The organism is Streptomyces sp. NPDC111516 (assembly GCF_055635345.1).
Map to the genome: position 1 here is coordinate 123,409 of NZ_JBVKBV010000015.1, position 26,904 is coordinate 150,312.

At 69.2% G+C, this 26,904-nt stretch carries 27 protein-coding genes and 4 pseudogenes; 15 read left to right on the forward strand and 16 right to left on the reverse strand.

Going from position 1 to position 26,904, the window contains the following annotated elements:
• Positions 1–206: 206 nt before the first annotated feature.
• The 3 genes from ACZ7L9_RS25720 to xdhC are packed head-to-tail and all read left to right on the forward strand — an operon-like array spanning position 207 to position 4,922.
• A complete protein-coding gene (locus tag ACZ7L9_RS25720) occupies positions 207–1,688 on the forward strand; it encodes a xanthine dehydrogenase small subunit (RefSeq protein WP_471418578.1) in 1,482 nt (493 codons plus the stop codon).
• A complete protein-coding gene (gene xdhB / locus ACZ7L9_RS25725) occupies positions 1,685–4,111 on the forward strand; it encodes a xanthine dehydrogenase molybdopterin binding subunit (protein WP_471418580.1) in 2,427 nt (808 codons plus the stop codon). The genes ACZ7L9_RS25720 and xdhB overlap by 4 nt, the downstream gene beginning before the upstream one ends.
• Position 4,112: 1 nt before the next feature.
• Entirely contained in the window at positions 4,113–4,922 is an 810-nt protein-coding gene (gene xdhC / locus ACZ7L9_RS25730; RefSeq protein WP_471418582.1) for a xanthine dehydrogenase accessory protein XdhC, read from the forward strand.
• A 259-nt stretch (positions 4,923–5,181) separates the two neighbouring features.
• On the opposite strand, the pseudogene ACZ7L9_RS25735 reads toward xdhC, so the two are convergent.
• Positions 5,182–5,550 (reverse strand): annotated as a pseudogene (locus ACZ7L9_RS25735) (nucleoside deaminase); the annotation flags it as partial.
• Between the two features lie 204 nt (positions 5,551–5,754).
• On the opposite strand from ACZ7L9_RS25735, the gene ACZ7L9_RS25740 reads away from it, so the two are divergent.
• Together ACZ7L9_RS25740 and ACZ7L9_RS25745 are read left to right on the forward strand one after the other, a co-directional pair.
• Positions 5,755–6,303, forward strand: a complete 549-nt coding sequence (locus ACZ7L9_RS25740; RefSeq protein ID WP_471418584.1) for a hypothetical protein — start codon at positions 5,755–5,757, stop codon at positions 6,301–6,303.
• On the forward strand, positions 6,216–7,100 hold the full coding sequence (locus ACZ7L9_RS25745) for a transposase (RefSeq protein WP_471418586.1): 885 nt from the start codon (positions 6,216–6,218) through the stop codon (positions 7,098–7,100). The genes ACZ7L9_RS25740 and ACZ7L9_RS25745 overlap by 88 nt, the downstream gene beginning before the upstream one ends.
• A gap of 185 nt (positions 7,101–7,285) precedes the next feature.
• Here the strand turns inward: ACZ7L9_RS25745 and ACZ7L9_RS25750 are convergent.
• Positions 7,286–7,408 (reverse strand): annotated as a pseudogene (locus ACZ7L9_RS25750) (nucleoside deaminase); the annotation flags it as partial.
• 415 nt (positions 7,409–7,823) lie between these two features.
• On the opposite strand from ACZ7L9_RS25750, the gene ACZ7L9_RS25755 reads away from it, so the two are divergent.
• Positions 7,824–8,405 (forward strand): hypothetical protein, encoded by a 582-nt coding sequence (locus ACZ7L9_RS25755; protein WP_471418588.1) that lies wholly within the window; start codon positions 7,824–7,826, stop codon positions 8,403–8,405.
• Positions 8,406–8,435: 30 nt separating this feature from the next.
• On the opposite strand, the gene ACZ7L9_RS25760 is transcribed toward ACZ7L9_RS25755, so the two are convergent.
• From ACZ7L9_RS25760 to ACZ7L9_RS25795, 8 genes and pseudogenes are all read right to left on the reverse strand, one after another.
• Entirely contained in the window at positions 8,436–9,053 is a 618-nt protein-coding gene (locus ACZ7L9_RS25760) for a M23 family metallopeptidase (RefSeq protein WP_471418590.1), read from the reverse strand.
• A 382-nt stretch (positions 9,054–9,435) separates the two neighbouring features.
• The gene (locus ACZ7L9_RS25765; protein WP_471418592.1) at positions 9,436–10,425 is read right to left on the reverse strand and encodes a helix-turn-helix transcriptional regulator; all 990 of its coding nucleotides are present in this window, start codon (positions 10,423–10,425) and stop codon (positions 9,436–9,438) included.
• Positions 10,426–10,687: 262 nt separating this feature from the next.
• Positions 10,688–10,921, reverse strand: a complete 234-nt coding sequence (locus ACZ7L9_RS25770; protein WP_471418594.1) for a hypothetical protein — start codon at positions 10,919–10,921, stop codon at positions 10,688–10,690.
• A 301-nt stretch (positions 10,922–11,222) separates the two neighbouring features.
• Entirely contained in the window at positions 11,223–11,720 is a 498-nt protein-coding gene (locus tag ACZ7L9_RS25775) for a GNAT family N-acetyltransferase (protein WP_471418596.1), read from the reverse strand.
• A gap of 234 nt (positions 11,721–11,954) precedes the next feature.
• Positions 11,955–12,255 (reverse strand): annotated as a pseudogene (locus ACZ7L9_RS25780) (DMT family transporter).
• A gap of 144 nt (positions 12,256–12,399) precedes the next feature.
• On the reverse strand, positions 12,400–13,365 hold the full coding sequence (locus ACZ7L9_RS25785; protein ID WP_471418598.1) for a LysR family transcriptional regulator: 966 nt from the start codon (positions 13,363–13,365) through the stop codon (positions 12,400–12,402).
• 305 nt (positions 13,366–13,670) lie between these two features.
• Positions 13,671–14,096 carry a hypothetical protein gene (locus ACZ7L9_RS25790; RefSeq protein ID WP_471418600.1) on the reverse strand — a complete coding sequence of 142 codons (426 nt, stop codon included), beginning with the start codon at positions 14,094–14,096 and terminating at the stop codon, positions 13,671–13,673.
• 324 nt (positions 14,097–14,420) lie between these two features.
• Positions 14,421–14,834, reverse strand: coding sequence for a DUF4307 domain-containing protein (locus ACZ7L9_RS25795; RefSeq protein ID WP_471418603.1), 414 nt, complete (start codon positions 14,832–14,834; stop codon positions 14,421–14,423).
• 179 nt (positions 14,835–15,013) lie between these two features.
• On the opposite strand from ACZ7L9_RS25795, the gene ACZ7L9_RS25800 reads away from it, so the two are divergent.
• From ACZ7L9_RS25800 to ACZ7L9_RS25820, 5 genes are all read left to right on the forward strand, one after another.
• Positions 15,014–15,235, forward strand: a complete 222-nt coding sequence (locus ACZ7L9_RS25800; protein ID WP_471418605.1) for a hypothetical protein — start codon at positions 15,014–15,016, stop codon at positions 15,233–15,235.
• A 90-nt stretch (positions 15,236–15,325) separates the two neighbouring features.
• Positions 15,326–16,168, forward strand: coding sequence for an SURF1 family protein (locus tag ACZ7L9_RS25805; protein ID WP_471418607.1), 843 nt, complete (start codon positions 15,326–15,328; stop codon positions 16,166–16,168).
• 109 nt (positions 16,169–16,277) lie between these two features.
• Complete coding sequence (locus ACZ7L9_RS25810) at positions 16,278–16,943, forward strand: hypothetical protein (protein WP_471418609.1); 666 nt, start codon at positions 16,278–16,280, stop codon at positions 16,941–16,943.
• A 65-nt stretch (positions 16,944–17,008) separates the two neighbouring features.
• Positions 17,009–17,752 (forward strand): IS110 family transposase, encoded by a 744-nt coding sequence (locus tag ACZ7L9_RS25815; protein WP_471418611.1) that lies wholly within the window; start codon positions 17,009–17,011, stop codon positions 17,750–17,752.
• 38 nt (positions 17,753–17,790) lie between these two features.
• Complete coding sequence (locus ACZ7L9_RS25820; protein WP_471418613.1) at positions 17,791–18,360, forward strand: transposase; 570 nt, start codon at positions 17,791–17,793, stop codon at positions 18,358–18,360.
• Positions 18,361–18,482: 122 nt separating this feature from the next.
• On the opposite strand, the pseudogene ACZ7L9_RS25825 reads toward ACZ7L9_RS25820, so the two are convergent.
• Both ACZ7L9_RS25825 and ACZ7L9_RS25830 read right to left on the reverse strand, forming a co-directional pair.
• A pseudogene (locus ACZ7L9_RS25825) lies at positions 18,483–18,593 on the reverse strand (HipA family kinase); the annotation flags it as partial.
• Between the two features lie 158 nt (positions 18,594–18,751).
• The gene (locus ACZ7L9_RS25830; RefSeq protein ID WP_471418615.1) at positions 18,752–19,180 is read right to left on the reverse strand and encodes a YunG family protein; all 429 of its coding nucleotides are present in this window, start codon (positions 19,178–19,180) and stop codon (positions 18,752–18,754) included.
• 704 nt (positions 19,181–19,884) lie between these two features.
• Between ACZ7L9_RS25830 and ACZ7L9_RS25835 the strand changes: the two genes are divergently transcribed.
• On the forward strand, positions 19,885–20,394 hold the full coding sequence (locus ACZ7L9_RS25835) for a Rieske (2Fe-2S) protein (RefSeq protein ID WP_471418617.1): 510 nt from the start codon (positions 19,885–19,887) through the stop codon (positions 20,392–20,394).
• Here ACZ7L9_RS25835 and ACZ7L9_RS25840 read toward each other — a convergent pair.
• On the reverse strand, positions 20,391–21,074 hold the full coding sequence (locus ACZ7L9_RS25840) for a cysteine hydrolase family protein (RefSeq protein ID WP_471418620.1): 684 nt from the start codon (positions 21,072–21,074) through the stop codon (positions 20,391–20,393). The genes ACZ7L9_RS25835 and ACZ7L9_RS25840 overlap by 4 nt on opposite strands.
• Before the next feature lie 112 nt (positions 21,075–21,186).
• Between ACZ7L9_RS25840 and ACZ7L9_RS25845 the strand changes: the two genes are divergently transcribed.
• Positions 21,187–21,663, forward strand: coding sequence for a pyridoxamine 5'-phosphate oxidase family protein (locus tag ACZ7L9_RS25845; RefSeq protein WP_471418622.1), 477 nt, complete (start codon positions 21,187–21,189; stop codon positions 21,661–21,663).
• Positions 21,664–21,743: 80 nt separating this feature from the next.
• On the opposite strand, the gene ACZ7L9_RS25850 is transcribed toward ACZ7L9_RS25845, so the two are convergent.
• Positions 21,744–22,658 carry a LysR family transcriptional regulator gene (locus ACZ7L9_RS25850; RefSeq protein ID WP_471418624.1) on the reverse strand — a complete coding sequence of 305 codons (915 nt, stop codon included), beginning with the start codon at positions 22,656–22,658 and terminating at the stop codon, positions 21,744–21,746.
• Between the two features lie 74 nt (positions 22,659–22,732).
• On the opposite strand from ACZ7L9_RS25850, the gene ACZ7L9_RS25855 reads away from it, so the two are divergent.
• Positions 22,733–23,764, forward strand: a complete 1,032-nt coding sequence (locus ACZ7L9_RS25855; protein ID WP_471418626.1) for a DMT family transporter — start codon at positions 22,733–22,735, stop codon at positions 23,762–23,764.
• On the opposite strand, the gene ACZ7L9_RS25860 is transcribed toward ACZ7L9_RS25855, so the two are convergent.
• Positions 23,755–25,086 (reverse strand): aminotransferase class I/II-fold pyridoxal phosphate-dependent enzyme, encoded by a 1,332-nt coding sequence (locus tag ACZ7L9_RS25860; protein WP_471418629.1) that lies wholly within the window; start codon positions 25,084–25,086, stop codon positions 23,755–23,757. The two genes, ACZ7L9_RS25855 and ACZ7L9_RS25860, sit on opposite strands and share 10 nt — an antisense overlap.
• A 35-nt stretch (positions 25,087–25,121) precedes the next feature.
• Here ACZ7L9_RS25860 and ACZ7L9_RS25865 point away from each other — a divergent pair, with 35 nt between their 5' ends.
• Positions 25,122–25,817: a pyridoxamine 5'-phosphate oxidase family protein gene (locus ACZ7L9_RS25865; RefSeq protein WP_471418631.1), complete on the forward strand. Its 696-nt coding sequence runs from the start codon at positions 25,122–25,124 to the stop codon at positions 25,815–25,817.
• 58 nt (positions 25,818–25,875) lie between these two features.
• On the opposite strand, the gene ACZ7L9_RS25870 is transcribed toward ACZ7L9_RS25865, so the two are convergent.
• Positions 25,876–26,832: a DMT family transporter gene (locus ACZ7L9_RS25870; protein ID WP_471418633.1), complete on the reverse strand. Its 957-nt coding sequence runs from the start codon at positions 26,830–26,832 to the stop codon at positions 25,876–25,878.
• Between the last annotated feature and the right edge of the window lie 72 nt (positions 26,833–26,904).

Sequence of the window (26,904 nt, forward strand, 5' to 3'; positions counted from 1 at the left end):
GGATCGCGCACGGCTGCTGATCGCGCCGTTCTGATGTGCCCGTTCGTGGCACATCACAGTCTTCCTGTCACCACCTGTCGGCGCGTCGCTGTTGCGTGCCCTGCTGCGCCCACTTCTCGCACCTGGCGCACCTGAACACGGAAAGCTGCCTGAAAATTGGCGAACTTGATGAACCGACCGATCACGCACCGAATTGAAGGCCTGTCATGGTAGCGGCGCAAATCACGATCAACGGGAAAGAGACACTGATTTCGCCGGCCACGCCGCACACTACGTCGCTGGACTTCCTGCGCGAGCGTGGCCTCACCGGAACCAAGGAGGGCTGCGCCGAGGGTGAGTGCGGCGCCTGTTCGGTCCTGGTGGCCCGCCCCGGGGTGGACAAGCCCACCGACTGGGTGGCGGTCAACGCCTGCCTGATCCCCGCCGTGGCGCTCGACGGCCAGGAGATCATCACCTCCGAGGGCCTCGCCACCGCTAACGAAGCCGGCACACCGGTCACCCTGCACCCGGTGCAGGAGGAGATGGCGGTCCGCGGCGGCTCTCAGTGTGGCTACTGCACCCCGGGATTCGTCTGCAGCATGGCCGCCGAGTACTACCGGCCCAACCGGTGCGCGCACGCGGAGCCGGACAGCGGTACGGACGCGGCCGACAGCGCCGACGCCGAGCATGGCCCCAACGGTTTCGACCTGCACGCACTGAGCGGAAACCTGTGCCGGTGCACCGGCTACCGCCCGATTCGCGATGCGGCGTTCGCCGTCGGCATGCCCACAGACGAGGACCTACTGGCGCAGCGTCGTGAGCAGTCCCCGCCCGCATCGGTCGCCACCGAGTACGTCCAGGGCGACAGCGCGTTCCTGCGGAAGAACACCCTGGCCGAGACACTGGAGTTGCTGCGCGAGCGGCCCGACGCGGTGTTGGTCGCCGGATCCACCGACTGGGGCGTCGAGGTGAACATCCGGTCCCGCCGGGCGAACTGCGTGGTAGGCATCGACCGGCTGCCTGAGCTGCGGGAGCTGCGGGTCGAGTCCGACCACATCGAGCTCGGTGCGGCGCTGACGCTCACCGAGATCGAGCGCCGTCTCGACGGCGGCATCCCGTTGCTGGCGGAGCTGATCCCGCAGTTCGCGTCCCGGCTCATCCGCAACGGCGCGACCCTCGGCGGCAACCTCGGTACCGGCTCCCCCATCGGTGACAGCCCACCGGTGCTGCTCGCACTGGATGCGTCGCTGATCCTCGCAGGCGGCGACGGCGAGCGCGAGGTCCCGCTGGCCGAGTACTTCACCGGCTACCGGCAGAGCGTGCGGCGTCCCGGCGAGCTGATCCGCTCGGTACGCATCCCGCTGCCGCTGTCGCCGGTCACGGCCTTCCACAAGATCGCCAAGCGCCGCTTCGACGACATCTCCAGCGTGGCGGTCGCCTTCGCGCTCGACATCGAGGGCGGGATCGTCCGCAAGGCACGGATCGGCCTGGGCGGCGTGGCCGCCACCCCGATCCGTTCCCTCGCCACCGAAGCGGCCCTGGAGGGCAAGCCGTGGTCGACGGAGACCGTCGAGGCCGCGGCCCGCGTGCTGCGGGGAGAGGGAACGCCGATGAGCGATCACCGCGCCAGCTCCCTGTACCGCTCCGCAATGCTGGGTCAGAGCCTGCTGAAGCTGTATACGCAAACCACTGAGGCGGTGTCGCCATGAGTCATTTGTCCCAACGCCCCGAGAGGCCCGTTGTCGGCGTCTCGATGCCGCACGAGAGTGCCACTCAGCACGTCACTGGCACCGCGCTCTACACCGATGACCTGGTCTACCGTGCCAAGAACCTGCTGCACGCCTATCCGGTCCAGGTCATGAAGGCCCACGGCAGGATCACCGCGCTGCGCACCGAGCCCGCGCTCGCCGTGCCCGGTGTGGTCCGTGTGCTGACCGGCGCCGACGTGCCCGGTGTCAACGACGCCGGCATGAAGCACGACGAGCCGGTCTTCCCCGACGAGGTCATGTTCTACGGCCATGCTGTCGCCTGGGTGCTCGGCGAGACCTTGGAGGCGGCCCGGCTGGGTGCGGAGGCCGTCGAGGTGAACCTCGACGAGCTGCCCTCCGTGGTCACGCTGCAGGACGCGATCGCGGTCGAGAGTTTCCACGGCGCCCGGCCCCTGATGGTGACCGGAGACGTCGACGCGGGCTTCGCCGACTCCGCGCACGTGTTCACCGGTGAGTTCCAGTTCTCCGACCAGGAGCACTTCTACCTGGAGACGCACGCGGCACTGGCCCACATCGACGAGGCCGAGCAGGTGTTCGTCCAGAGCAGCACCCAGCACCCTTCGGAGACCCAGGAAATCGTCGCGCATGTGCTCGGTCTGCACAGCCACGAGGTCACTGTGCAGTGTCTGCGGATGGGCGGTGGCTTCGGCGGCAAGGAGATGCAGCCGCACGGGTTCGCGGCCGTCGCCGCGCTCGGCGCCAAGCTGACCGGCCGACCGGTCCGGGTGCGGCTCAACCGGACGCAGGACATGACCATGTCGGGCAAGCGCCACGGGTTCCACGCCCAGTGGAAGATCGGCTTCGACGCCGACGGCCGGATCCGGGCACTGGACGCCACACTGACCGGGGACGGCGGCTGGAGCCTCGACCTCTCCGAGCCGGTGGTGGCCCGTGCGCTTTGCCACATCGACAACACCTACTGGCTGCCCAACGCCCGCATCGCCGGTCGCATCGCCAAGACCAATAAGGTCTCCAACACCGCCTTCCGCGGCTTCGGCGGACCGCAGGGCATGTTGGTCATCGAGGACATCATGGGCCGGTGCGCGCCGCTGCTCGGCCTGGATCCGATGGAGCTGCGGGAGCGCAACTTCTACCAGCAGGGCCAGGCGACCCCGTACGGGCAGCCGATCGTCCAGCACGAGCGGATCCCCGCCGTCTGGCGCAAGACCCTGGAGAACGGCGGTGTCGCCGATCGCAAGCGCGAGATCGCCTCCTTCAACGCCGCGCACCCGAACACCAAGCGGGCCCTTGCGGTCACCGGCGTCAAGTTCGGCATATCGTTCAACCTCACCGCCTTCAACCAGGGCGGCGCGCTGGTTCTGATCTACAAGGACGGCTCCGTCCTGATCAACCACGGCGGCACCGAGATGGGCCAGGGGCTGCACACCAAGATGCTGCAGGTGGCCGCGACCACCCTGGGCATCCCGCTGCACAAGGTCCGGCTGGCCCCGACGCGGACCGACAAGGTGCCCAACACCTCCGCCACCGCTGCCAGTGCCGGAGCGGACCTCAACGGCGCCGCGGTGAAGAACGCCTGCGAGCAGCTGCGCGAGCGGCTGCTGCAGGTGGCTGCCTCGCAGCTGGGGTCGAACGGCTCGGACGTACGCATCGTCGACGGAGTCGCACGCACCCTGGGCAGCGACAAGGAGCTGGCCTGGGACGACCTGGTGCGCACCGCGTACCTCCAGCGGGTCCAGCTATCAGCCGCCGGTTTCTACCGGACCGAGGGATTGCATTGGGACGCCAAGTCGTTCAAGGGCTCGCCGTTCAAGTACTTCTCCCACGGCGCCGCCGCGGCAGAGGTCGAGGTGGATGGCTTCACCGGGGCGTACCGCATCCGGCGGGTCGACATCGTGCAGGACGTCGGCGACAGCCTGTCCCCGATGATCGACATCGGCCAGGTCGAGGGCGGTTTCGTGCAGGGAGCGGGCTGGCTGACGCTCGAGGACATGCGCTGGGACGCCACCGACGGCCCGAACCGCGGCCGACTGCTGACTCAGGCCGCGAGCACCTACAAGCTGCCGAGCTTCTCGGAGATGCCCGAGGTGTTCAACGTCACCCTCCTGGAGAACGCCACCGAAGAGGGCGCGGTCTACGGCTCCAAGGCGGTGGGTGAGCCTCCGCTGATGCTGGCGTTCTCGGTGCGAGAGGCGCTGCGTCAGGCAGCCGCCGCGTTCGGGCCGGGTGGAGTCAGCGTCGAGCTGGCCTCGCCCGCGACACCAGAAGCGGTGTTCTGGGCGATAGAGCAGGCCCGCCGGGGCGCTGCCTCCCAGGACGACCCCGCCCGCGATGAGTTCGCCGCGACCGGCCACGCCGGAAACGGCCAGCCGCGCACCGACGCAGCAGTACTGAGCGGTGCCTGACATGACATGGGTCACCGCGGTCGCGCGGTTGCGGGCGCGCCGGGAGTCCGGCGTGCTGGTGACCGTCGCGATCGTGCGCGGCCACGCCCCGCGTGAAGCCGGTGCGAAGCTGGTGGTGGGGTACAGCGAGACCTGGGGTTCCATCGGCGGCGGCAACATCGAGGCCGTCACGATCGATCGCGCCCGGGAGATGATCGTCGCGACCAAGCCCGAGCCAGAGCTGATGGATTTCGCCCTGAACGACAAAGTGAGCAACCAACACGGCGTCCAGTGCTGTGGAGGCACGGTCTCGGTGCTCCTCGAGCCCCTGCCGGTGGTACGGGCGGTCGCGGTCTTCGGCATGGGACACGTCGGGCTGGAACTGGCGCGCATCCTGGCACGTCAGGACCTCGACCTCCATCTGGTCGACACCCGCGCCGAAATGCTCACCAAGGAGCGGCTCGACGTGCTGGCGGACTCGGTGGCGCAGGTGCATGTGCACCACACACCGCTGCTGCCCGAGGATGTGCTGGAAGAGCTGCCGCCCGGCACCCACGTCCTGATCATGACCCATGATCACGCCGAGGACGCCGCACTGTGCGACGCCGCCCTGCGCACCACCCACCTCGGCTCCATCGGGCTGATCGGGTCGGCGGCGAAGTGGGTACGGTTCCGCAAGCGCCTCCGGACCGAGGGCGGCCACGACGACGCCACCATCGATCGGATCAAGACCCCGATCGGACTGGCCGGCATCACTGGGAAGGCCCCCGCGACGATCGCCGTGAGCGTCGCCGCCGACCTGCTGCTCACCTTCGAGGCCGACGGGAACTGATTCCCCCGGATTGCCAGGGGTGTCCCGTACTCGTGCGAACGCACACATGCGGGGCACCCCTTCGGCATGACCGGGCTCGGTTCCCGGACGCCCCTCCGGCTCGGCCGGTCCCGGTCCCCTTCGGATCGCCGCGGTGGAGAGCCGGCGGTCCTGGACACCCGTGGGCCACCAAAAGCCCCAGGCCACGGAAAGTGGGTCCTGGGGCTTTACAGAGTGGGTCAGTGGTCTGTTTGGTTCGGTTCGGCCGGCGACCGGGTTGTCAGTAGTCGATGCGGTCGGGCTTGGCCAGCCACGCGTCGAAGGGCGCCCTACGCTTCGACATGTCCACCCGCTTGATCGCCATCGGCCACAGCTCCGCGGGCTGTTTCTCGAACAGGTCGTAGAACTTGCGATCGTCGAAACCGGCCACCGCGGCATCGTCCGGGTCTGCGGCGAAGATGATCTGGTCGACTCGCGCCCACAGCGCGGAGGAGAGACACATCGGGCACGGCTCGCACGAGGTGACCAGGACACAGCCCTCGAGGGAGAAGGTGCCTAGCTTCTGGCAGGCGGAACGGATCGCGCTCACCTCGCCGTGCGCGGTCGGGTCCAGGCGCGAAGTGACGTTGTTGCCGATCGCAATAATTTCCTCACCCCTGCCTCGGTGTTTCGCCGTGAATTCCAGGAGTGGTGACGGCGCGTCACAAATTGCAAAAGGTGCCCCTTGACCTGCGATGATCCGGCTTGTTGAAAGCTTGGATCATGAGCGGGTGGGGGCACCTTTCACGTGCAGGGTAGCGAGTGGACACGCGGCCTGGCGATGTCGGGGGACGGAAAGGGGCAGGTCGGTCATGTGGGAGGGGTGCACCTGCGGCTGCTCGCGGAGCGGACGGGGCTGACCGGGGCGCTGTCGGCGGCGCTCGCGCGGCCGGGGTTCGCACCGGTCCACGACCGGGGCCAGGTCATGGTCGACCTCGCGATGGCGATCACGCTGGGCGCCACCTGCATCCGCGACATCCACCTGCTGGAGCATCAGCGGCCGGTGTTCGGCCCCGTCGCCTCCCATTCCACGGCCTGGCGGACGCTGAGCGAGATCGGTGACCCGGGCCTGGCCCGGGTCGAAAAGGCCCGCGCGGAGGTGCGCCGCCATGTGTACGGGCTGCTGCGGGACCGTCCCGAGGGGTTTCCCGAGGTGACCGTCGAGGGGGTGCCGCTGTCCGGCTGGACGGTGATCGACAGCGACGGGACGCTGATCGCGGCGCCGTCGGATAAGGAAGGGACCCATGGCACCTACAAGGGTTCCTGGGGCACCACGTGTTCGTCGCGACTCTGGACAACACCGGCGAGGAACTCGCTACTACCTTGCATCCGGGCAACGTCAGCGCGAACGACGCGGACGTGAACATCGACATCCTGACCCGTGCGGTGGCCCAACCCCCCTGGTGGCGACGGCAGAAGATCCTCTTCCGGGTGGACAGGGCGGGGTTCTCGCACAAGCTGATCGAGTGGATCGCCTCCGCGGGCGGCCGGACCAGCCCGACCTTCCGCTGGGAGTACTCGGCGGGCTGGGCCTTCACCGCACGCGAGCAGGCGGCGATCGAGCTGGTCGATGAGCGGGGACTGTGGCAACCGGCCGGCGGCGGAGTGGACGGCGGCGTGCGCGAGGGCGCGTTCGTCGTCGACATCACCGCTCTGCTCGGTGAGCTGACCGGTTGGCCTCCGCACCGCCGGGTGATCGCCCGCAAGGAACTCCTGCATCCCCGCTACGTCAAGGACGCCAGCGCCTACGAGCTGAAGCACGAGGCGCGCTACCAGACCTTCGCGACCAACAGCCGGCGCGGCCAGATCGCCCACCTGGACGCCCGGCACCGCAAGCACGCAAGGGTCGAGCCCAGGATCCGCGACCAGAAAGCGTCCGGAATGGGCCTGTTGCCCTCCCGCGAAATGAGGGTGAACACCGCCTGGCTCATGGCGACGAACCTGGCCGCTGATCTCCGCGCCTGGTTCCAACTCCTCGCCCTGGACGGCGAGCTCGCCAAAGCCACCCCGAAGACCCTGCGCTACCGCATCCTCCACGTCCCCGCCCGCCTCGTGCGCGGCCAGCGCAAACGACGCCTCAAACTCCCCTCCACCTGGCCGTGGGCCACGGCGATCATTCACGCCTTCGAACGGATCCTCGCCCTGCCCTATCCCATCTGACCAGCTCGAACGACCCCACCAAACATCGAGAGGAGGCCACCGGCAGACCCCGGGACCGTGGAACCCGGCGCCCTCCGGCACGTCAGCCGACGCGCACCCCTGACCGGGACCGCCCACGGACAGGAACCAACGCGACATCACGGGCACACGATCAACCGGCCACCGTCATGAAACAACGAGGCCGGGGCGATCAGCGCGCCGAACGGACCGCCGCCGTTCTTCACGCTGGTGGTGGCAATGTTGATGGCTTCGTCCATCCAGGCACGTTCCAGGTCCTGGATGCTCTTCTGTTCGGCGTACGTGGTCATGATGACTCCTCTGACAAACGGTGGGGGCTCGGCGCGGCCGGGCGCCGGCCACCTCAAGCGTCCCCTCCGGGAGCAGCCGACTGCCGCCGATCCCGCCGGGGACCGGCTCATTGAGGTTCTGAGGGGCACGGGTGGGACAGGTCCGAGCGGTCATTGGCGGCCCCCACTGAGCCTCTTCCAACCTGACGGATGGTTCAACAGGGGCGAGGACGCGAAGCTCCTTGCCCCTCTTCGGTCGGTACCCCGCGAGGTGCGGAAGCCGGTCTTCCGATGACGGAGGCCGCCCCGACGTCGGCGGTGCCTGGCACCCAGGAGATTGTCAGGTTCTTTTCCAGCACAGCAGCCGGAGCCGGTGCCCGGACCCGCGTGCCACCATGCCTCCGGAGCGCTTCGCAACCGACACAGGGGAGGGAACGTGGGCAGCACCACGTCCGCTAAATGGTCCGGCTGGCGCAGCCGGACTGTCGAGATACCCGGCGCAGGGGACGGGAAGCCGGTCCTCTTGGAGTTCCGCGCGGGATTCACTACGAGCTTCAACCTGTCGACCGTGCGCAAGGGCCCCTATCACCAGCGGGCCCAGGACGCGTTCGTCACCATCGACCGGGCCGGGCCGTCGCACATCGTCCTGCCTGCCGACTGTGACGCCCTCGCCATCTGGCGAGTCATGGTGGGCAACGAGGCCGCCAGTGGCCTGGGCCGGTGGAAGCTGCGCATCGTGGACAGCGACGCGCTGCCTCGGCTCCCGACCAAAACAGCCCGGGGAAAGGGAACCGAGACCTTCGGCTATTTCAGCCCCAAGCCGTACTTCGAATACGCCCCGGTCGTGCACTACGACTTCATCGACTCCCCCGGCACCATCATCTACACGCCGGCCAACGGCGGGAAGCAGCTGATCCGCTTCACCTCCGCTGTCAACCAGAAGGGCACCCTGCGTCTCCCGCAGCACGGATACGTCACCCTGTCCGACCACGGCAAGTGGCAAATCTCGGTGACCTGACCCCGCAGATTTGAGCGCTCTCCATCTTGATCAGCTGGCGAGTTCGAGGGTCACAACGGCTCGGACGACGGCGGTGATCCGGTTGGTGCTGCAACGGAGCTTCCTCAGGACCCGCCAGCCGTTGCCGATCTTGGTCCGGCCCGCCTGGAAGCCGCCAGTGCCACTGCCCTTGTACAGGTAGAGCTCCCCCGCCGTAGTGCGGGCCAGCACATCCGCCTTCCCGTCACCGCTGAAGTCGTGACCGGAGGTGGACTGGCCGCAGTTGGTGCTCTTGAGCGGGGTACGGCTGGTGGTGTGCCTCCACGGCACGCCGTCGAAGTACGACTGGACGATCTTCGTGCCGTCGTACTGGTCATAGTGCAGGTGGTACGCCGGCGAGCCGACGTTGCCGACCTTGCCGACGATCGTTCCGGCGACAACCTTCGTGCCCCTGGGAATCAGGCTGCTCGTCTGCATGTGCAGGTAGCGTGTCTTCCACCCGCCACCGTGATCGATCTCGACAGCGGAGACGCCGTCGCCGTAGAGGCCGGACCTGATGACCGTACCGGCGGCACTCGCCCGTACCGCCTTGCCCTTGTCCTGGGAGCCGGCGCCCCAGTTGAAGTCGATCGAGTCAGGGTCCGAGTGGTGCGACCCGTTCTCACCCACCCAGGTCTCATTGCAACTGAACGGCGCTTTGAACACAGGTCGCGGGGTCGTCGCGGCCTGCACCGGGGCGGGAATCGCCGCGGCGAGGACGCCGGCCGCCGACAAGGCGGCGAGGCCCAGCGCGGAGAATCTGCGCACGGGCCTGCGAGTGCGCGCAGGGGGAAGGGTTCGGGACATGACGTCTCCAGTCCGGCGAGGAAGTGACGGGCGGCGACCCAGCCATCCGACGCCGGCCCCACAGAGGGGTAGCGGGAGTCCGGTTGCCAGAACCAGGTCGCGAGATTGACGTTACGAACCACCGGCCAGCCGATTCAACAATTTGTTGAGTCCTGTGGCGGACATGGCCACAGGCGGAAGAGGCGATCTTTCGGTGACGATCCGATCACTTGACGCAGTCGAGCCAGCCTCGCTCCGCGGCGCGCACCGCCAACTGGAAGCGGGACTCCACACCGAGTCGAGTGCTTATCTCGGCGATCATCCGACGGACCGTCCGGGTGGAGACACCGAAGCGTCGCGCGACCGTCTCGTCCTTCGCGCCTTCCGCCAGCAGGCGCAAAATCTCGCGCTGCTGAGCAGTCGGACCGTCGCCCGCATCGGCGCGTACGCCCTCCACCGGTCGGCCCTCGCGCCAGTGGCGGTCGAAGAGGTCACTGCCGATCGCCATCGCCCCCAGCTCCCTGAACCACTCCAGCCCCGCACGATGACCCCCCGGGTCCAGGGCCCCGAGGCCGTACGCCTGGTCGACGAGGAAGAGCCATGCTGGTGTCGCGGCGACCGTCCGGACCTCGACGCCCTGACTTGCCATCCAGCGCGTCCCGTCCCACAACTCGGTGTTCGCCCTGACCGATTCCAGGCACACGATCCGGATCCGCACCCCCCTCCGGGCGCCCGCTGCCGCAAGCTGCCACAACGGCTCGAAGCCGTCGGCACCGGAACCGTCCAGGCCCGGCGCCGGCCCGGCGCCGGCCAGGACGTCCACCTGGCATTGCGCCCGCGCGGCCATCTGGTCCAGGCAGTCCCAGGCCTCCTCCTCTCCCACCACGAACGCGGAATCCCCGCCGAAACAGGCCGACAACTCGGCCGCATGTGCCTTCAACACCTCCACAGCGTGCACGCGGGCAGCCGCCTCCGCCTCGGCCCGGGCCACGAGTGGCGCCAGACCCACCGCCGGACTCACCACCCTCAACCGGTCCTCATCCCCGCCGGACCGCCGCACCAGACCCAGCATGAGCAGCCGGGACAACGCCGTCCGCACGTCGTCACCGGACGCACCGGCGCACACCCCCAGCTGGTCCACCGTGGCCCGCGGCCGAGCCAGCAGCCCCCGGTAGACGGCTGAGGCCAGGTCGTCCATCCCCAGAGCTGACAACATCACATCTCCCCTCACACACCACTGCTCGCCCCGGCCCCACGAACGCCCGAACGGGCAGAGAAATCGTCGACACCGAGCCGAAGAAGCCCTCGGAGCCCAAGAGTCGTCGCCGGGACGAGCGGGGCGGTTCCTGCGGCACGCGCCATCCGACCCGACGTGCGCCCCGCACCGAACGCGGGACACGCCAACTGAAACCAAGGGTGCTCGGAACTGTCCACGCGGTGATCCCGGACGCTCGTCCGACGTCATCGCGCGCCACAGGTCACCGGGTACGCAGGACAGCCGCTACGCCTGCCGTGATCTCCGCCACAGCGCAGGCGCCGGAACCGGCCGACGCCGTGCCCGTGTCCATGTCCGTGTCGGAAGCCGCCATCGTCATCCCGACACCGCCCGCGGCCGGCCGTCCGTAGTATTCGATCAGCTCGTCGGTGACGAGCGCCTCCGCGGTGACGCCTTCGAACGTGGCGGCCTTGATGATGCGGTGACGCAAGGTCACCGACCCCAGTCGGGCCGGCGCCAAGATGTCGGGTGACGGTTGGTTGCGGGGAGCGGTGTGAGCGGTACTGGTCCGGGAAGCCTCCTGGGTTCGGCGGTGACGGGGCGCTCGGTGATCCGGACACGCATGGATGCGGTGGGTGCTGCACGCCGTCTGCGGGCTCTCTCGCGGCAAGGATCCGACGATCTGCAGGGATAGGTCATGACGTGACTCTCGCTGAACGGAAGAAGCAACGGCGTCACCCGTGCACGCAAGTGCACGCCGTGCGGGCCCGGTTGCTGTTGTTTCGGAGGAGGGTGGTTCACAGATGACGGTGCAGGACGTGGAGGTCGACCGGCCCGTGGTGGGGGTGGTCGTAGGCGCGGGGGATGGTCCCGGCGACGGCGAAGCCGAGGGAATGCCAGAGATCGAGGGCGGGGTTGGTGGCGACGACGGAGTTGAAGACCATGGCGCGGTAGTCGGCGTGGCGTGCCTGGTCGAGGACGTGTTCGGCCAGGCGGCGGCCGATGCCGCGGCCCGTGTGGGTGGGGGCGACCATGAAGCCGGCGTTGGCGACGTGGGCTGCTGGGCCGCCGTAGTTGGGGCGGAGGTAGGCGGAGGCGATGGGTGTGCCGTTGTCCCGGACGACGAAGACGTGGGAGCCGGGTGCCATCCATAGGGCTTTGGCGGACTGTTCGTCGGTGTTGCGGTCCCAGGTGAAGGTTTCGCCCGCTGCGACGATCTCTTGCCAGAACGGCCATATCAGCGGCCAGTCCTCGGCGGTGGCGTCGGTGATCTCCAGCTGGTCGATAGGGTTCATGAGAGGTCTGTTCCTCTTGTTGTCGTACAGCAGGGCGGTGGTGTCCTGCACGATCCAGCCGCCGACCGCCGTGAGGGCGACGGGCAGCTGGGGGACGTCGTGGAGGCCGGTGTGCAGCAGGTCACCGTCCTGGACGCACAGGTCAGATCGCGGACGAAAGCGCGGTGGGAGAAGAAGGACACAGGCATCTCCTTGAAGGCGGTGAGGGAGGACAGCGATGGTGAGGTGGCGCGGTCAGTTTCCCGAGGTGGCCTGCAAACCGATGATGGGGATGGCCATGAGGGCCAGGAACACCAGTCGGGAAAGGGTGGCGGGCTCACCCAGTACGACGATGCCGACCAGCGCTGTCCCGACCGTCCCGATTGCCCAGGTGCCGTAGGCGGTGCCGATCGGCAGCGACAGCAGCAGCACGCTGACTGCGATACCAGCCCGGCGAGCAGGCTGGGGACGAGCTTGGTGAAGCCCTCGGTGTACTTCAGCCCGATCGCCAGCCCACTTCCAGCAGGCCCGCGACGATCAGCAACACCCATAGCACGGCGCAACACCTCCACAACACCTACCGCCCGCGGCGGCGCGGACGGTGGCAGAGACAAGAACGCCCTCACTGAAACCGACCGGCTGGCACGCCGTCCACGCGGTACCTCCGGAAAGCCCCTCCGGGAAGTCCGGAAACCGCAGGTCAACAGCTGGACAGCGAGGCCACCAGGGCTTGTATGACGCTCGTCACAGTCCCGGGAGCCGTCACCGGGGCCTCGCCAGCTCCTCCATGTCCGGGATCCCGGACAGCCTCATCCGGCAGCGCGAAGTGCCGCACTCCAGGGGTCTCGGTCCGCCGCCAGACCAGCGCATGGCGCAGCCGCGGCGCACCGGCCAATGGCCGCCAGGCCAGCCCGGCACCATCGACCAGCGAGGTCCGAGGGCGCAAAGCGACCAACTGACTTCCATCGGAGCGGAGTTCGGCGGTGAACAGCGCGCGCCTCGGTGGCCGGGCACGCAGCTGCGGCCACCATCCGGCGGCACGGCAAGCGCTGAGCACGTCATCGTGATAGCCAGGTGCCAGTTCCCTGGGAAACCACAAGAGCTCCTGTCCCAGCAGCTCCTCCCACCGCACCGCCTCCTCCCCCGCGCGCGCCAGCGGGTGCTGGTCAGCCATCAACACCCCCAGCGGCGCATCGCTGACCAGCGCCAGCTCCAAGCCGTCCGCATCCACCGGCAGACACACCAGGCCCGCCTCCAACGCGCCCCCGCGCACCGCTTCCAACTGCTCCGCAGTCGAGGCATCCACTGGTTCGACGTCCACCTCCATCCGCCGCAGCCGGTCCCACAGCTCATCGACTACCGCGTGCGGGCTCCCCGGCGTCACTCCCACTCGCCAGCGTGCGGCCGCAGCCGCTACCCGGACCGCCTGCTCACCCGCCGAGACCGCGGCAAGAGCCGCCCGGGCATGTGGCAGCAGCACCTGTCCCGTACCGGTGAGCGCCATCCCCGAGGGCGTCCGCCGGAACAACGCCGTGCCCACCTCCCGCTCCAGCGAGATGATCTGCTCACTCAGCGACGACGTCCCCATACGGAGAAGCCGGGCAGCCCGGGTGAGCGTTCCTTCTTCCACGACAGCGGTGAAGTACCGCAGCTGTCTCAGCTCCATGACCGGCGATCCCTCGATGACGTTCCATGCGGCCGATACCGCCTCGTATCGCCGACTCTAAGCAGATCGCGGCATGCCCCATACGGGCGGAGCCAGTCCGTCGGCACGCGATCAACATGCTCAGCCGGCGGTTGTCCGGAGCGAGCCCTCCGCCGGCACTGGGTTGGCGGAGGGCTCGCCCCGTCTAGCGTGGCGTCAGCAACCAGGCGGCACCGAACACGCAGCGCTGAACCTTCGGCAGGGCGCCACGACGGGGTTGCCAGACGTGATCAGGCGTCACGGACGCCTGGGAACCGGATACCGACTTACTCGTCCAGCAGACGCCGACCGGTGACCGCGTCCACCACAGCGCGATCCGCCAGCGGGTGCTTCAGATGCACCTTCACCTTGTCCATGATCAACTGCTCGGAGCACTGCACCGAGGACTTCGGACTGCTCCAGCCGGAGATCACGACCACGCGCTCGGACTCCAGGGTGTGAGCACCGTAGCCGGTGTCGCAGGCTCCGTGGCCGACAGTGACCGTCAGCTCCCGGACCTCTCGATCCCTGGGACGGTCGGCACCGGGCAACGGCATCAGCTTCTCGTGATGCCCCTCCACAGGGGAAACCTTCGGCCAGTCCCGCACTATCTGTGCAGCCCGCTGATCGAACACCTCCTTGCCGTCGGCAGGCGGTGGTGTGGAGCTCGCCTTCCGCGTCTCCTTCCCGCAACCGGTGGCTGTGACAGCCATGACCACCCCCAGGCAGAGGGCCGACGCAATCAGACGCGTGCGGGAAACGGCACAGGCGCTCATTCTTGTGTGCTGCATGACATGCCTCCTCAGAGTTGGTTGAGACTTCGACGTGACTGCGGCGGCTCAGTGCCTCACGGCATTTCCAGGAGGCCCAGCGCATCCCGTCACTTCGGGCCGTGCTTCCGCAACGCCCGCAGAGAAGGCATCGCGGCTGATCAGAGGCCGGTCGGGCCGGGGGTGGGCCGGTCGGCTGCTGGAGCCACTGATCGCCTGTGCGCGTTCCGCGGGCAGCTGCGGCACGCCGTCAGTAGCGACGACGGATCAGCCGGTGCCGGACGATGACGCCGTGCAGCCGACCAGGACGGCGGTGGTCGCTCGCTTTATCGTCTGCACCGACACCTCGGCGTCCACCTGGTGCGTGCGCTGGTCGATGGTGATGTCCTTGCGCCCGACCTCCGAACCGTCGACAGCCTTGGACCTGAGCGTGCACACCCCCGTGACATCCGTGGGCTTGATGACCTCCAGGTGGACCTTGATCTCGTGGTCGGAGACCACCTCCCAGCTGATCAACCGGCCGCTGAGGTCCTGACCGGAGATGTAGGAGATGCCCAACCAAGCGATCAAGCCGAGCAGCGCCGAGCCGAACACCGCCCCGATGATCTTGAGCTTACGGTCGGCGCGCTGGTCGGCGGTGCGCCTGCGCCCCTCCTGGAACCTTCCGTGCACTGCGGCCATGATCCACCCTCCTGGCAGGGCAGGGAACCCCAGCGAACCCAGGGGTATGCCCCCGAGTGCGCCGTCCCCACGCCTTGTTCACATTTGAATTCGACTTCCACAGCCGTTCGCATCGCCTCCGGCCGAGGTGCTCCACAGCGGGACGCCGCTCTCACCCGGACAAGTCGCCAGGAAAGTGCGTGAAGACGCAGGAGCGCGAGGACTTCGAGGCGCAGCTCAAGGAGTCCAACGACGAGTGCCAGCACGTCTCCCTGCTCGTGCACACTCTCCCGGGGTCCCGCCCCCAAACTGGGGAACTCGACGGGCGCAGGCTGGAACGACAGCACATCCTGCACGACATCTGTGCTCTCTCACAATCCGCCCTGACGGCGTGCGGGACTGCCGCGCGAATGCCAACTTGACGCCACGCGCGAAGTGTTCACCATAGCCGGGGGTAGTGTGATGGCGAGGGTGGTGCGGTCGTGCCGGGATAACCCCGTACGGTGAGGTGCGTGTATCGATTCCTACTGACCCCGCAGTGGTGGGGAATCAATGTCTTCGTCATCCTGGCCATTCCCTTCTGCCTCCTGATGGGCAACTGGCAGCTGGCCCGCTTCGAGGACCGCGTTGTCTCGCACCAGCAGCAGGCGATCCGGGTCGCCGACGCCAAGGTCGCCACTCCCAAGCCGCTGGAAAGTCTGCTGCCGGTCGACAAGGTCACCTCCGGCCGCCGCGCCAGCGCCCGAGGCCACTACGATGCCGAACATCAACTCCTCGTCCCGAACCGCACGTTGAGGGGCAGGAGCGATTCCCGGCAGGGCTTCTACGTACTGACCCTGCTGCGCACGGACGGCGGCAAGGCGCTCCCGGTCGTCCGCGGCTGGCTCCCCGGTGACGCAAACAACAAGGCCGAGACGGCGAAGGTGCCTGTGCCGCCGGAGGGGGAGGTCACGGTGACCGGCGCCTTGCAGGCGTCGGAGAACCAGGGCACGGCCGAGGTGCATGCGGGCGGCGGACTGCCGAAGGGGCAGCTTGGCATGATCAGTGCGGCGTCGCTGGTCAACATGGTGCCGTACGGTGTCCACGACGCCTGGATCACGCTCACCGATCCACTGGCCCCGCTGCATGCCGTTCCGCCGGCCCCGGCGGCAGGCAGCGGCCTGGACAAAAGGGCGTTCGTGAATCTCGGCTACACCTGCCAGTGGTTCGCTTTCGTGGGCTTCGGCATCTTCATGTGGTTCCGCCTGGTCCGCCGCGAAGCCCAAGCGGCCAGGGACGCCGCCTTGGGAATCCTGCCGGAGGGCGTAAGCGCAAGGCCGACGCCCGGCGGCCGCAACGCGGATGACGCCGAATGACATGTGGGAGTTGCCAAAGTGAGTGGTCCCGCCGGTTCCGGAGCACCCGCACGCTGACGGTCGGCCTCGAAGAGGCGGCCGGAAGGTAGGAGCGGCGTCCAGCAGCGGGGTGAGCCGTGAGGCCACAAGGGCCGCCCGGGCCGCAGGCGAACGGCCGCACCGCATCGCACCGACCGTGGCTCGCCGGCTCCCGGCGAAGGAGGCTCTGCGCCTGGCTGGGCTGTCTGATACCACTCTCGCCGCTATCGAGGGCATCGCCTACGACAGTGACCTCGCACGCCTCAAGGCCGACGACCCGGTCATCGTGCCCTTGCTCGACGGCTTCCTGCCACACCTGTCACAGCATGAGCAGTTCACCGGACACGTCCGCCAGACATTCAGCGCTCTGCTCACCCAGACGCTGCTGTTCCTCAAGTCCCGTACCGATCTGGAACGCACGCACATCTTCGGCGCTGGAAGGAAAGACGACCCGCCCTACGACTACCGCCGCAAACCGGAAAGAGGCCAGCGGGACGCCAACGAAAGCGACCTACAACGCGACTTCCACCAATGGCTGCTCACCGGACCCTTGCACAACGTCGTACAGGTAGAGACGAACAATGTCGGCATGGGGCGCGCCGACGTCATGGTGCATTTCGGCCCCCTGCGCTACCTCACCGAGATGAAGCAAGACAGCGACAACAAGACCGTGCCCCCGCTGGTCGGCGGGGAGGCCTGGCTGCTGATGGGATGGCGTGCCCGCCGGGCGGTTGGGCGTGAGCACTTGATCCATTAGAGAGCGAGCCGTGCCTTCCGCGGGCTGCGCATCATGATGGGACGAGAGCGAAGGGGCGGGTGCTGGTGTTGTTCATCGGCGACGACTGGGCCGAAGACCACCACGACGTCGAGGTCCAGGACGAGACGGGCCGCAGACTGGGCACCGCGCGGCTGCCGGAGGGTTTGGAGGACATCGCGAAGCTGCACGCCCTCATCGCGCGCCACGGCGGCGAGAGCCTGGAGCCCGGGCAGGTGGCGGTCGAGATCGAGACCGACCGCGGCCCGTGGGTGCAGGCGCTGATCGCGGCCGGCTACCGCATCTACGCGGTCAACCCCCGCCAGGCGGCGCGGTTCAAGGAGCGGTACGGCACCTCGGGGGCCAAGAGTGACAAGGGCGACGCCCACGCGCTGGCCGACATGGTCCGCATCGACGGCGGCCAGCTGCGGCCGGTCGCCGGGGACAGCGACCAGGCCCAGGCGATCAAGGTCGTCGCCCGTGCCCACCAGACCCTGATCCGGGAACGCACCTGCGCCTTCCAGCGGCTTCGGAACACACTGCGCGAGTACTTCCCCGGCGCGTTGAACGCCTACGCGGGTCTGGAGCTGACCAGCACCGACGCGCTGGAACTGCTGGTCAAGGCCCCGACGCCCGAGACCGCGGCAAAGCTGACGAAGCCGCAGATCATCGCGGTGCTGGCCCAGCACCGCCGGCGCAACCGGGACCAGCGGGCCGCCACGATCCAGGCCGGCCTGCGCGAGCCCCAGCTCGGCGTCGCCGCCCCGGTCGCTGCCTATGCCGCGGCGGCGACCGCGCACGCCAATTGCTGATCGCGCTGAACGAGCAGATAGCCGCGTTGGAAGAGCAGGTGAGCGCGCATTTTCTCGCGCACCCGGACGCTGAGATCTACCTGTCGATGCCCGGCATCGGCGAGATCACCGGTGCCCGGGTGCTGGCCGAGTTCGGGGACGACCCCACCCGCTACACCTCAGCCAAGGCCCGCAAGAACTACGCCGGCACCAGTCCGATCACCCGCGCCTCCGGCAGGACCCACGCCGTCCATGCCCGCCACGCGCGCAACGACCGCCTCGTCGACGCTCTCCACAAGCAGGCGTTCTCCGCCATCAACACCTCGCCCGGCGCCCGCCGCTACTACGACAAACAGCGCGCACGCGACGCCGGCTACAACCCTGCCCTGCGCAGGTGGGACGGTCACGGCCCAGGACGGACAGCCGTCTCACTATCAGCGGCCGGACCCAGTGCCTTCGAAGGGATCGGTACGCACAGGGCGGTGATCTCGGAGCCGAGATCACCCCTGGGGTGCCAGCTGAGCGCCCGCTACAGTCACTCAGCGTGCCTGCGACAGCGCCAAGTTTCGTCTCCCGCCGTCCGTCACGGCGGCCCTCCCTGGGGAGAATCTGGGGAGGATCAGCGCTGATGGGGAGCGTCTGGGGAGAATCGACTACATTAGACGGCACGGCCCTGAAAGACCCTGAAAGATTCATCTCCGCTGGTCAGAGGCGACTGAAGCTGCATCGCTCCAGGTCAGCGCGACGTGGTAGACAACTTCATGACATAGGTGCCGAGGTCGTCGGCCTCGACGATTCCGGGCAGCGAGCCGCCCTCCCGCAGGGGCGTGACGTAGCGGGTCGCTGTGACTTCGGTGAGCATTTTCCCAGGCTATCCGGCGCCCGGACACCACGATCCACGGCTCGGGCCGGGAGGCCTGCTGCGCGGGCGCGGGTGCCTTCGCCGAGCCCGAGCCCGGCCTTCGCCGCGAGGGAGAGCGCGGCGAGCGCGGCGGTCACCGGCTTGGCCGGGCGGCCCCTTCAAGAACAGCGGGTGCGAATGAGAGCCGAAGGGTGTGCCGGTGCGGGTCGACAACGCAACGCTGCCAGCACTCGGCTGCGAAGAAGCTCGTACTCCGCACGGAGCCGCACGATCTCCGCAGGCCGTTCGATCACATCCCCGCCGACAACTGTCTCGTCGGGGCCGAACTGCTCGCGCGTGAGATCGACTTCGATCCCCATGCCCAGTCGGTTCCACCAGTGGTAGTCGACGCGCTCGCCGTCGACGTGGACCTCGCCGCGGATCAACTCACCGCCCAACAGGTCGTGCATCACCAGCGCGGTGACACCGCATTGGTCGCGTGCCGGATTGTCCGGGGTCCAGTGCGGACGGTGGGCCGGCGTCGTGGTGTCCGCGCCCCACCCGCCGCGAATGGCCTGCTCAAGGTCGTTGAAGTTCGTCAGCGTCATGCCGCTCAGCCTCGCAGACGCCTCTGACAATCACTCGCGACCGGTCACGCGTGACCCATCACACCCGACCGATCACACATGACCGGTCACGCCCGACGCCCGGTCTCTGGCCGCGCTTCACTCGACTGCCGCACAGTATTGCGGTGGACCTGACGCGCGTCGCCATGCGCGGCCGGTCACTCAGCGAATACCTCCGGCCGCCGCCGTGCTGCTCCGGCCGGCGGTCTTCCATGCGGCGGTCTTCCATGCGGCGGTCACCCGTGTGGCGCCGGCCGACCGGCGGCTCCACGACACCCATTGGGAGGAACGGTTCCTCGGCCACCCGGATGTACTTCCGGAGAATTACGCGCGCAATTCACCGCTCCCGCAGGCGCCGGGCTGACGCACCCGCTCATGCTGGTGCACCGTCTTGCCGATGACAATGTGGCCGTCGCCCGCATGCTGCGGTTCTCCGCCGTGCTGCCGGCCGCCGGCCGGTCGCACACGCTGCTGCCGTTGTCCGGGGCCGGCCGTCCGGTCACCGGAGATGGCGGGCAATCCGTTGCTGCTGGAGCGGGACTTCCTCAAGAAGTCCCTGCCGCGTCGAACACGGGGGTCCCACTGCGCGTACCCCTGGTCGAACACGGACGTTGTGAACACCGAGGTCGTAACCACAGAAGTCGCGGACATCGACAGTCGCGAACATCGCAGAAGGGAATACCGGAATGAGCGCATCGCAGGACCACGAGGTCCGTCCCGGACGTCGGGCCGTTGTCGCAGCGGTCGGGGCCGTCTCGGTAGCTGCCGTACTCACCGCGTGCGGAAACGAGAAGGACTCGGGGGGTCCGGATGCGGTCCGACCGGCCGCCGGCGGAAAGGAAAGCGGCGGCGAGACGGTGGCGAAGACCGCCGACATCCCGGAGGGCGGCGGAAAGGAAAGCGGCGGCGACACGTTGGCGAAGACCGCCGACATCCCGGAGGGCGGCGGAAAGGTATTCGCCGACCGGGGCGTCGTGGTGACACAGCCCGAGGCCGGTGACTTCAAGGCGTTCTCGTCGAAGTGCACCCATCAGGGATGCGCCGTGTCCAGCGTGTCGGACGGCACCATCAACTGCCCGTGCCACGGCAGCAAATTCGACCTGAGGACGGGCAGCGTGACGGCGGGCCCGGCGCGCCGGCCGCTGCCGGCCAAGGCCATCACGGTCAAGGGCGATTCGATCACCCTCACGTCCTAGTCGTATGGCCCCGTCCGGCCGCGGTCCGCCGGACGGGCCCCGGTCCGCCCTCGGCTCAGCCAGCAGCCGAGAACATCATCGGTGGTCGTGATGGTGGCGACGAGGGCCAGTGTGTTGCGGATCAACGCGGGGGTGTAGTCGGCCGGCACCCCCGCGATGGCGTCGGACGGCACCACCGCCGTATAGCCGAGATTCACCGCGTCGAACACGGCGTTGGGGACGGCGACATTGGCCGAGACCCCGGTGACGACGAGCGTCCGGCAGCCGAGGTTACGGAGCAACGCGTCCACGTCCGTACCGGCGACCGGCGAGAGGCCGTGCAGCCGGCGCACGACGAGGTCCTCGTCCGCCACCTCGATGGGCGCGGCGATCCGTACCGCCGTGGTGCCCGAGTGCTGTTGTACGGGCAACCGGCCGGCGGCCCGGAACAGGCGGGCGTTGTTGTTGGCTCCCCGCCCGTCGGGGCGGCGTTCGGCCACCGCGTGCAGTACCTGGACCCCGGCCTCGTGGGCGGCCGCCACCAGCCGGGCGACTCGGCGGAGGGCCCCGGAGGACCTCGCCTCCTCGGCCAGCTCCGGCAGGGCGCTGTCGGGGCCCACGACACCTTGCTGGCATTCGACCGTCAGCAGCACGGTGGTGGCCGGATCGAGCTGCTCGGCGAGCTGTTCCTTCGACGGCACGGCTGCCCCTTTCGGTGGCGGATCGGGCGCGCGAGGCTAGCCGCCATTGCGTGACGAGGGAAGAGGCCCCATGCTCTCTGACACATAGTCAGCTACCGGGAGGGGGCCGTCCATGGCCGCCATTCAGCGACGGGGCCGTCGGATCATGATGACGGACGCGGAACGCGACACCTATCTCGCCGAGCAGCGGACCTGCCGGGTCGCCACCGTGTCCGCCGACGGCCGCCCGCACATCGGCGCCCTCTGGTTCACCTGGGACGGAGCCTCTCTATGGCTGTACTCGATCACCCGCAGCCTGCGCTGGTCCCAGCTGCGCGACGACCCGAGGATCGCGGTGGTCGTGGACGACGGGGTGGAGTACGCGGATCTGTGCGGCGTCGAACTCTCCGGCGAGGCCGTCCCGGTCGGCGAGGCACCCCGTACCGGCGAGCCCTGGCCCGAACTCGACGTGCCGGAGCGGCTGTTCGCGGCGAAGTACTTCGGGATGGACACCATGCCGCACGACGGGCGGCACGCCTGGCTGCGGCTCACTCCGGACGCCATCACCTCCTGGGACTTCCGGAAGCTGGCAGGGCTGTCCTCGACGTGAGCGACCTCGACAGAAGGACGTGAGCGTCCTCGATGAGGAGAACATGAGCGACGTCGACGGGAGAAACCCTGCGCCCCGGCCTACGCCGCCGGCGCATCCATCTCCCGGCCGGCCGTCCGCAACGCCGTCACCGCCGCCCTGATCGACGGACGCCGGTCCGCGTCGGTGCGCCACACGGCGTGGACGTGCCGTCGCATCTCCTGCCGTACGGGCACGAGCCGCACTCCGTCCGGCACCGGCCCACGGCCCAGCCGAGGCGCCACACAGACCCCCATCCCAGCGGCGATCAGGGCGAGTTGGGTGTGATGCTCGCCTGCCAGATGCGCAATGCGTGGTTCGATGCCCTTCGAGCGCAGGGTGAACATCAGCCAGTCGTAGCAGAACTCACCCTCGGGCCAGGACACCCAGTCGTCGTCGGCGAACTCCTCCAGATCCACCTCCGCCCGGTCCGCGAGGGAATGGCCGGCCGGCATCGCGACGTCCGGTACGTCGTCCAGAAGTCCGGCCTTGGCCAGCCCACCGGGCACCGGCAGCCGCTTGTTGCTCCAGTCCAGCACGACCGCCAGGTCGATATCACCCCTGATGACCGCACGGATGCCTTCCTCGGGCTCCAATTCCCTTGTCCGTACGCGCAGTTCGGGGTGGTCGGCGCGCAGCGCCTGGAGCGCCGCAGGGAAGAGTCCACGCGCGGCGGTCGGAAAAGCGGAGAGCCGTATCTCGCCCACCACCTCCCCGCGCTGCGCCTCGATGTCGGACTGGGCCAACTCGACCTGGGACAGGATCCGGGCCGCATGGTCGGCGAGCAGCCGGCCGGCGTCGGTGAGCCGGACCCCGCGGCCGTTCTTGGCCAGGAGCTGCTGGCCCACCTCCCGCTCCAGCTTCGACATCTGCTGGGAGACCGCCGACGTGGTGACATGCAGCCCGTCGGCGGCACCGCTGACCGAACCGTGCCGGGCGAGTGCGTCCAAAGTGCGCAGGCGCTCCAGATTCAACATGTAAGCAATGCTACGCAGATTCCCGCACAAAATCTCACTTGTCCTACGTTATTATTTTCGTCATCGTTGACCCCATGAGCGCGCCGGTCACACCGAGAACCCCTCCTCCCCCCAAATCCTCCACCCCGTCCCGGCCGATCGGGACGGCCACCCCGGCACCCACTGCCCCGGCGCCCCTCGCGACGTCCGCTTCGGCCCCGCCCGCGCGGCCGGGGCTGGACTGGCGGATCCGCTTCGGAGCGCTCTCCCTCATCTGGGGCTTCAGCTTCCTTCTGATCAAGGTCGGAACCGAGGGGTACGCCCCGTTCCAGGTCACTCTCGGCCGCCTCCTGGCGGGCACGGCCGTGCTGGCCGTCGCGATGGCGGTACGGCGGGAGCGTCCGCCGCGCGGTGCCCGCACGTGGGGGCATCTGGTCGTCGCCGCGTTCTTCCTGAACGCGCTGCCGTTCTCGCTCTTCGCCTACGCCGAGCTGACCATCCCGTCGGCCCTGGCCGGAATCTGCAATGCGACCTCGCCCCTGTGGGGCATGGCGCTGTCGCTCGTCGCGCTCTCGGAGGATCGGCCCACCCGTCGCCGCGTCGCCGGACTCGGGCTCGGCTTCCTGGGTGTGCTGACCGTGCTGGGCGCCTGGCAGGGCTTCTCCGGGCTGGACTTCAGCGGTACGGCCATGGCTCTGCTCGCCTCCCTCAGCTATCCGATCGGCTGGATCTACGTCCGCAGAACGCTGGCGGGCAGCGGTTCGTCCACGCTCTCCCTGACCGGCAGCCAACTGTTTCTCGGTACGGTGCAGATCGCTCTGGTGACCCCGCTGTTCACCTCGGCCCCCGACGGATTCCCCCTGCTCCCCACCCTGGCCGTGGTCGCCCTGGGCGCGCTCGGTACGGGCCTCGCGGTGCTGATCCAGTACGGCTTGGTGGAGGAGGTCGGACCCACGACCGCGCAGATGGTCACCTACTTCATTCCGGTCATCGCCACCGCGGCCGGAGTCCTCGTGCTCGGCGAGCCGCTGAGCTGGAACACTCCGGTCGGCGCCCTCGTGGTCCTGGCGGGCGCCGCCCTGACCCAGAGCAGGGGGCGCGGCGGCAGGACAGGGACTCAGCCGTAGTTCAGCGGTTTCGGCCGTCCGGCCGCCACCGCCACCGCATCGGCCAGCGGCCCGATGTCGCCCTCGGTGAGCGGTGAGACGGTGAGCCGGACACCCTGGGGCGCGGTCATCCGGAACCTCGCTCCGGGCGCCACCGCCCAGCCCGCGTGCAGCAGCCGTGCCACGGCCCCGGTCTCGTCGCTCACCGGTACCCACACGTTCATGCCGCTGCGTCCGTGCGCCTCCACGCCCCGATCCTTCAGCGCCCGCACGAGTGCGTCCCGCCGCTTCGCGTACGCCCGCGCCACCTCGCCCGGGTCGACCGCGCCCGAGGCCCACAGATGCACCACGGCCCGTTGCAGCAGTCTGCTGACCCAGCCGGGGCCGAGCTGCTGCCGCCCCGACACCCGGTCGACGGTGACCGGGTCGCCGGTCAGTGCGGCAACGCGCAGATCCGGCCCGTACGCCTTGGCCACGGACCGCACGAACGCCCACCGGTCCGTGGCGCCCGCCAGCGGGTACAGCGGGAGATCGACGATGCCGTGCCCGTGGTCGTCCTCGATCAGGAGCACCCCGCGGTGTCTGGCGAGGACGCCCCGTAGCTCGAAGGCGCGCCCGCCGCTGATCGCGGCCCCGGTCGGATTCTGCGCCCGATCGGTGACCACGAGCGCGCGGGCACCGGCCTTCAGCACGCGATCCACGTCATCGGGCAGCGGTCCGTCGTCGTCGAGTGCGACGGGCACGGGGCGTAGTCCCAGCGCCGGAACGAGATCGAGCATGCTGCCCCACCCCGGGTCCTCGACGGCCACCGCGTCACCGGGTTTCAGATGCGCGACCAGTACCCGCTCGATCGCGTCCAGCGATCCGGAGGTCGCGACCACGGGTCCGCCCGGCACTCCGTCGGCATCCAGTGCGGCGCGCGCGAGTGCGGCGAACTCCGGGTCCAGCGGCGGCTGTCCGTACATACCGGGGTGTCGCGCATACTCGCCCGTGGCCGCCGCGAACGCCTCCCCCAGCGCGGGCAGCAGGGCCGGATCGGGGTTCCCCTCCCCCAGGTCCCGCACCCCGGGCGGCGCCTCGACCCGGAGCGAACCGCGCGCCGTACTCGCCGGGCGCGGCCGCACTCTGCTGCCCCGGCGCCCGGCCGTCTCGATCACCCCCCGCTCGCGCAGCGTGCGGTAGGCGGCTGCCACCGTATTGGGATTCACCCCCAGCAGCGCCGCCAACTCCCGCATCGGCGGCAGCACTTGCCCCGGCGCGAGGTCACCCGAGCCGACCCCGCGCTCCACACTGGCGGCAATTTCCGATGCGCGCCGCCCGATGATCCGATACTCTCCTAGCACAAACAAGATTATGCACTAGTGCAATGGAGTACGCAATGTCGGACACCGCAACGCCGCAGACCACGGGCCCGGACACCCCGGCCGGGTACCGGCCGACCGAGCGCACTGTCCCGACCCGTTCCCGCGATCGCGCGGCATACGACCGGGAACTGGTCCACTCGATACTCGACGAGGCGTACGTCTGCCACCTCGGATTCGTCCGGGACGGCGCACCGGTCGTCCTGCCGACGCTTTTCGGCCGAGTCGGTGAGCAGCTCTACGTGCACGGTTCCACCGGCTCACGGCCGCTGCGGGAGACCGGCCGGACCGACCCCGGCCTGCCCGTCTGTCTGACGGTGACGCATGTCGACGGGCTGGTGCTGGCCCGCTCCGCCTTCCATCACTCGATCAACTACCGCTCCGTGGTGGTCCACGGCATCGCACGCACGGTGACCGACCCGCAGGAGCGCCGGACCGCCCTCGACGCAATCGTCGACCAGGTGGTGCCGGGCCGGTCCGCGGACTCGCGGCCCGCCGACGAGAAGGAGCTGGCGGCGACGGCGGTGATCCGGCTGGACCTCCAGGAGGTCTCCGCCAAGATCCGCACCGGCGGCCCCAACGACGAACCCCGCGACCTCACGCTGCCCCACTGGGCGGGCGTCGTCCCGCTGGCACATGGCTATGCGGCACCGCTCCCCTCGGACGACCTCGACCCCGCGATCGGGGTGCCCGACTACATCACCGCACTCTGAACCGTCCCAGGGCCGGGCGGGCCCGCCACAGTGGCTACGGGCCCGCCCGCCCCAGCGGTCAGGCCGGTACGGCCGCCCGGCGGCGGGCGTGCGCGGCGCTGCGCGCTTCGGCGAACGCCAGCCCCGTCACGGCCGCGAGGAGCAGCAGCGTCCCGACGACGGTCGCCGCGGTGAGCTGCTCACGGAGCACCACGACGGCGATGACCGCCGCACTGACCGGCTCGAGCAGCATGATCACGGACACCGTCGCGGCACGCACCACCGCGGCGCCCGCGAAGTAGAGCGCGTAAGCGAGCGCGGTCGGTACCGCGGCCACATACACGAGCAGCGTCACAACCTGCGCCGGCTGAGCGGTGTGCGGTACGAGACCTTCGGCCGCAGCCATCGGCAGCAGCCCGACGGCTCCGATCCCGAAGGCCCAGGCGCTGGTGGCGAGCGAGTCGGTGGTGCCGCCGTCGCGGCCGAGCCACCGGGTCAGCAGGGTGATCGTCGCGTAGCCGGCGGCCGAGAGCAGCGCCAGGGCGACTCCGGCGGGCCGTACCGTGGCCCCGTCGCCCCCGAGCACCAGCACGGCGAGCCCGGCCAGCGCGCCCACCACCGCGGCCAGTCCGCCGCGCCCCAGCCGTTCTCCCATGGTCAGCCGCGCACCGACGGCGATGAGCACGGGGCCCGCCCCGAGGGTGACCACGGTCCCGACCGCGAGGCCGGTCGCCTCGACGGCAGCGAAGTACGCGCTCTGGAAAACGGTGAGGCCCACGCCGGTACCGAGGACGCGCAGCAGCCGACGGCTGCGCGGTTCGGCCGGGGCGGCCGCCCGCCGGGGCCGTAGCGCCAGCACGGCGAGCAGCAGCACGAGGCCGCCCGCGCAGCGCCAGAACGACAGGGCGAGCGGGCCCAGATCGCTGACCCCGAAGATCAGCGAGGCGGCGGCCCCGGCAGTACCCCAGGCAACTCCGGCGAGGATCAGATAGAAGAGGCTCCGCCCGATGGGCAGGCCGGAAGCAGGATTCGACACGTGGCTTCTCCCGATGGGGACAGGACGGCGGTCGCTCGGCTCCGCACACGGGCCGCGACGAACCGCTCGGGG

Coding starts and splice junctions, on each gene's coding strand:
- ACZ7L9_RS25790 (WP_471418600.1), bottom strand. CDS start 14,096: ATGGCTGTCACAGCCACCGGTTGCGGGAAGGAGACGCGGAAGGCGAGC.
- ACZ7L9_RS25720 (WP_471418578.1), top strand. CDS start 207: ATGGTAGCGGCGCAAATCACGATCAACGGGAAAGAGACACTGATTTCG.
- ACZ7L9_RS25850 (WP_471418624.1), bottom strand. CDS start 22,658: ATGTTGAATCTGGAGCGCCTGCGCACTTTGGACGCACTCGCCCGGCAC.
- ACZ7L9_RS25775 (WP_471418596.1), bottom strand. CDS start 11,720: ATGAACCCTATCGACCAGCTGGAGATCACCGACGCCACCGCCGAGGAC.
- ACZ7L9_RS25795 (WP_471418603.1), bottom strand. CDS start 14,834: ATGGCCGCAGTGCACGGAAGGTTCCAGGAGGGGCGCAGGCGCACCGCC.
- ACZ7L9_RS25765 (WP_471418592.1), bottom strand. CDS start 10,425: ATGTTGTCAGCTCTGGGGATGGACGACCTGGCCTCAGCCGTCTACCGG.
- ACZ7L9_RS25835 (WP_471418617.1), top strand. CDS start 19,885: ATGAGCGCATCGCAGGACCACGAGGTCCGTCCCGGACGTCGGGCCGTT.
- ACZ7L9_RS25865 (WP_471418631.1), top strand. CDS start 25,122: ATGTCGGACACCGCAACGCCGCAGACCACGGGCCCGGACACCCCGGCC.
- ACZ7L9_RS25785 (WP_471418598.1), bottom strand. CDS start 13,365: ATGGAGCTGAGACAGCTGCGGTACTTCACCGCTGTCGTGGAAGAAGGA.
- xdhC (WP_471418582.1), top strand. CDS start 4,113: ATGACATGGGTCACCGCGGTCGCGCGGTTGCGGGCGCGCCGGGAGTCC.
- ACZ7L9_RS25830 (WP_471418615.1), bottom strand. CDS start 19,180: ATGACGCTGACGAACTTCAACGACCTTGAGCAGGCCATTCGCGGCGGG.
- ACZ7L9_RS25845 (WP_471418622.1), top strand. CDS start 21,187: ATGGCCGCCATTCAGCGACGGGGCCGTCGGATCATGATGACGGACGCG.
- ACZ7L9_RS25855 (WP_471418626.1), top strand. CDS start 22,733: ATGAGCGCGCCGGTCACACCGAGAACCCCTCCTCCCCCCAAATCCTCC.
- xdhB (WP_471418580.1), top strand. CDS start 1,685: ATGAGTCATTTGTCCCAACGCCCCGAGAGGCCCGTTGTCGGCGTCTCG.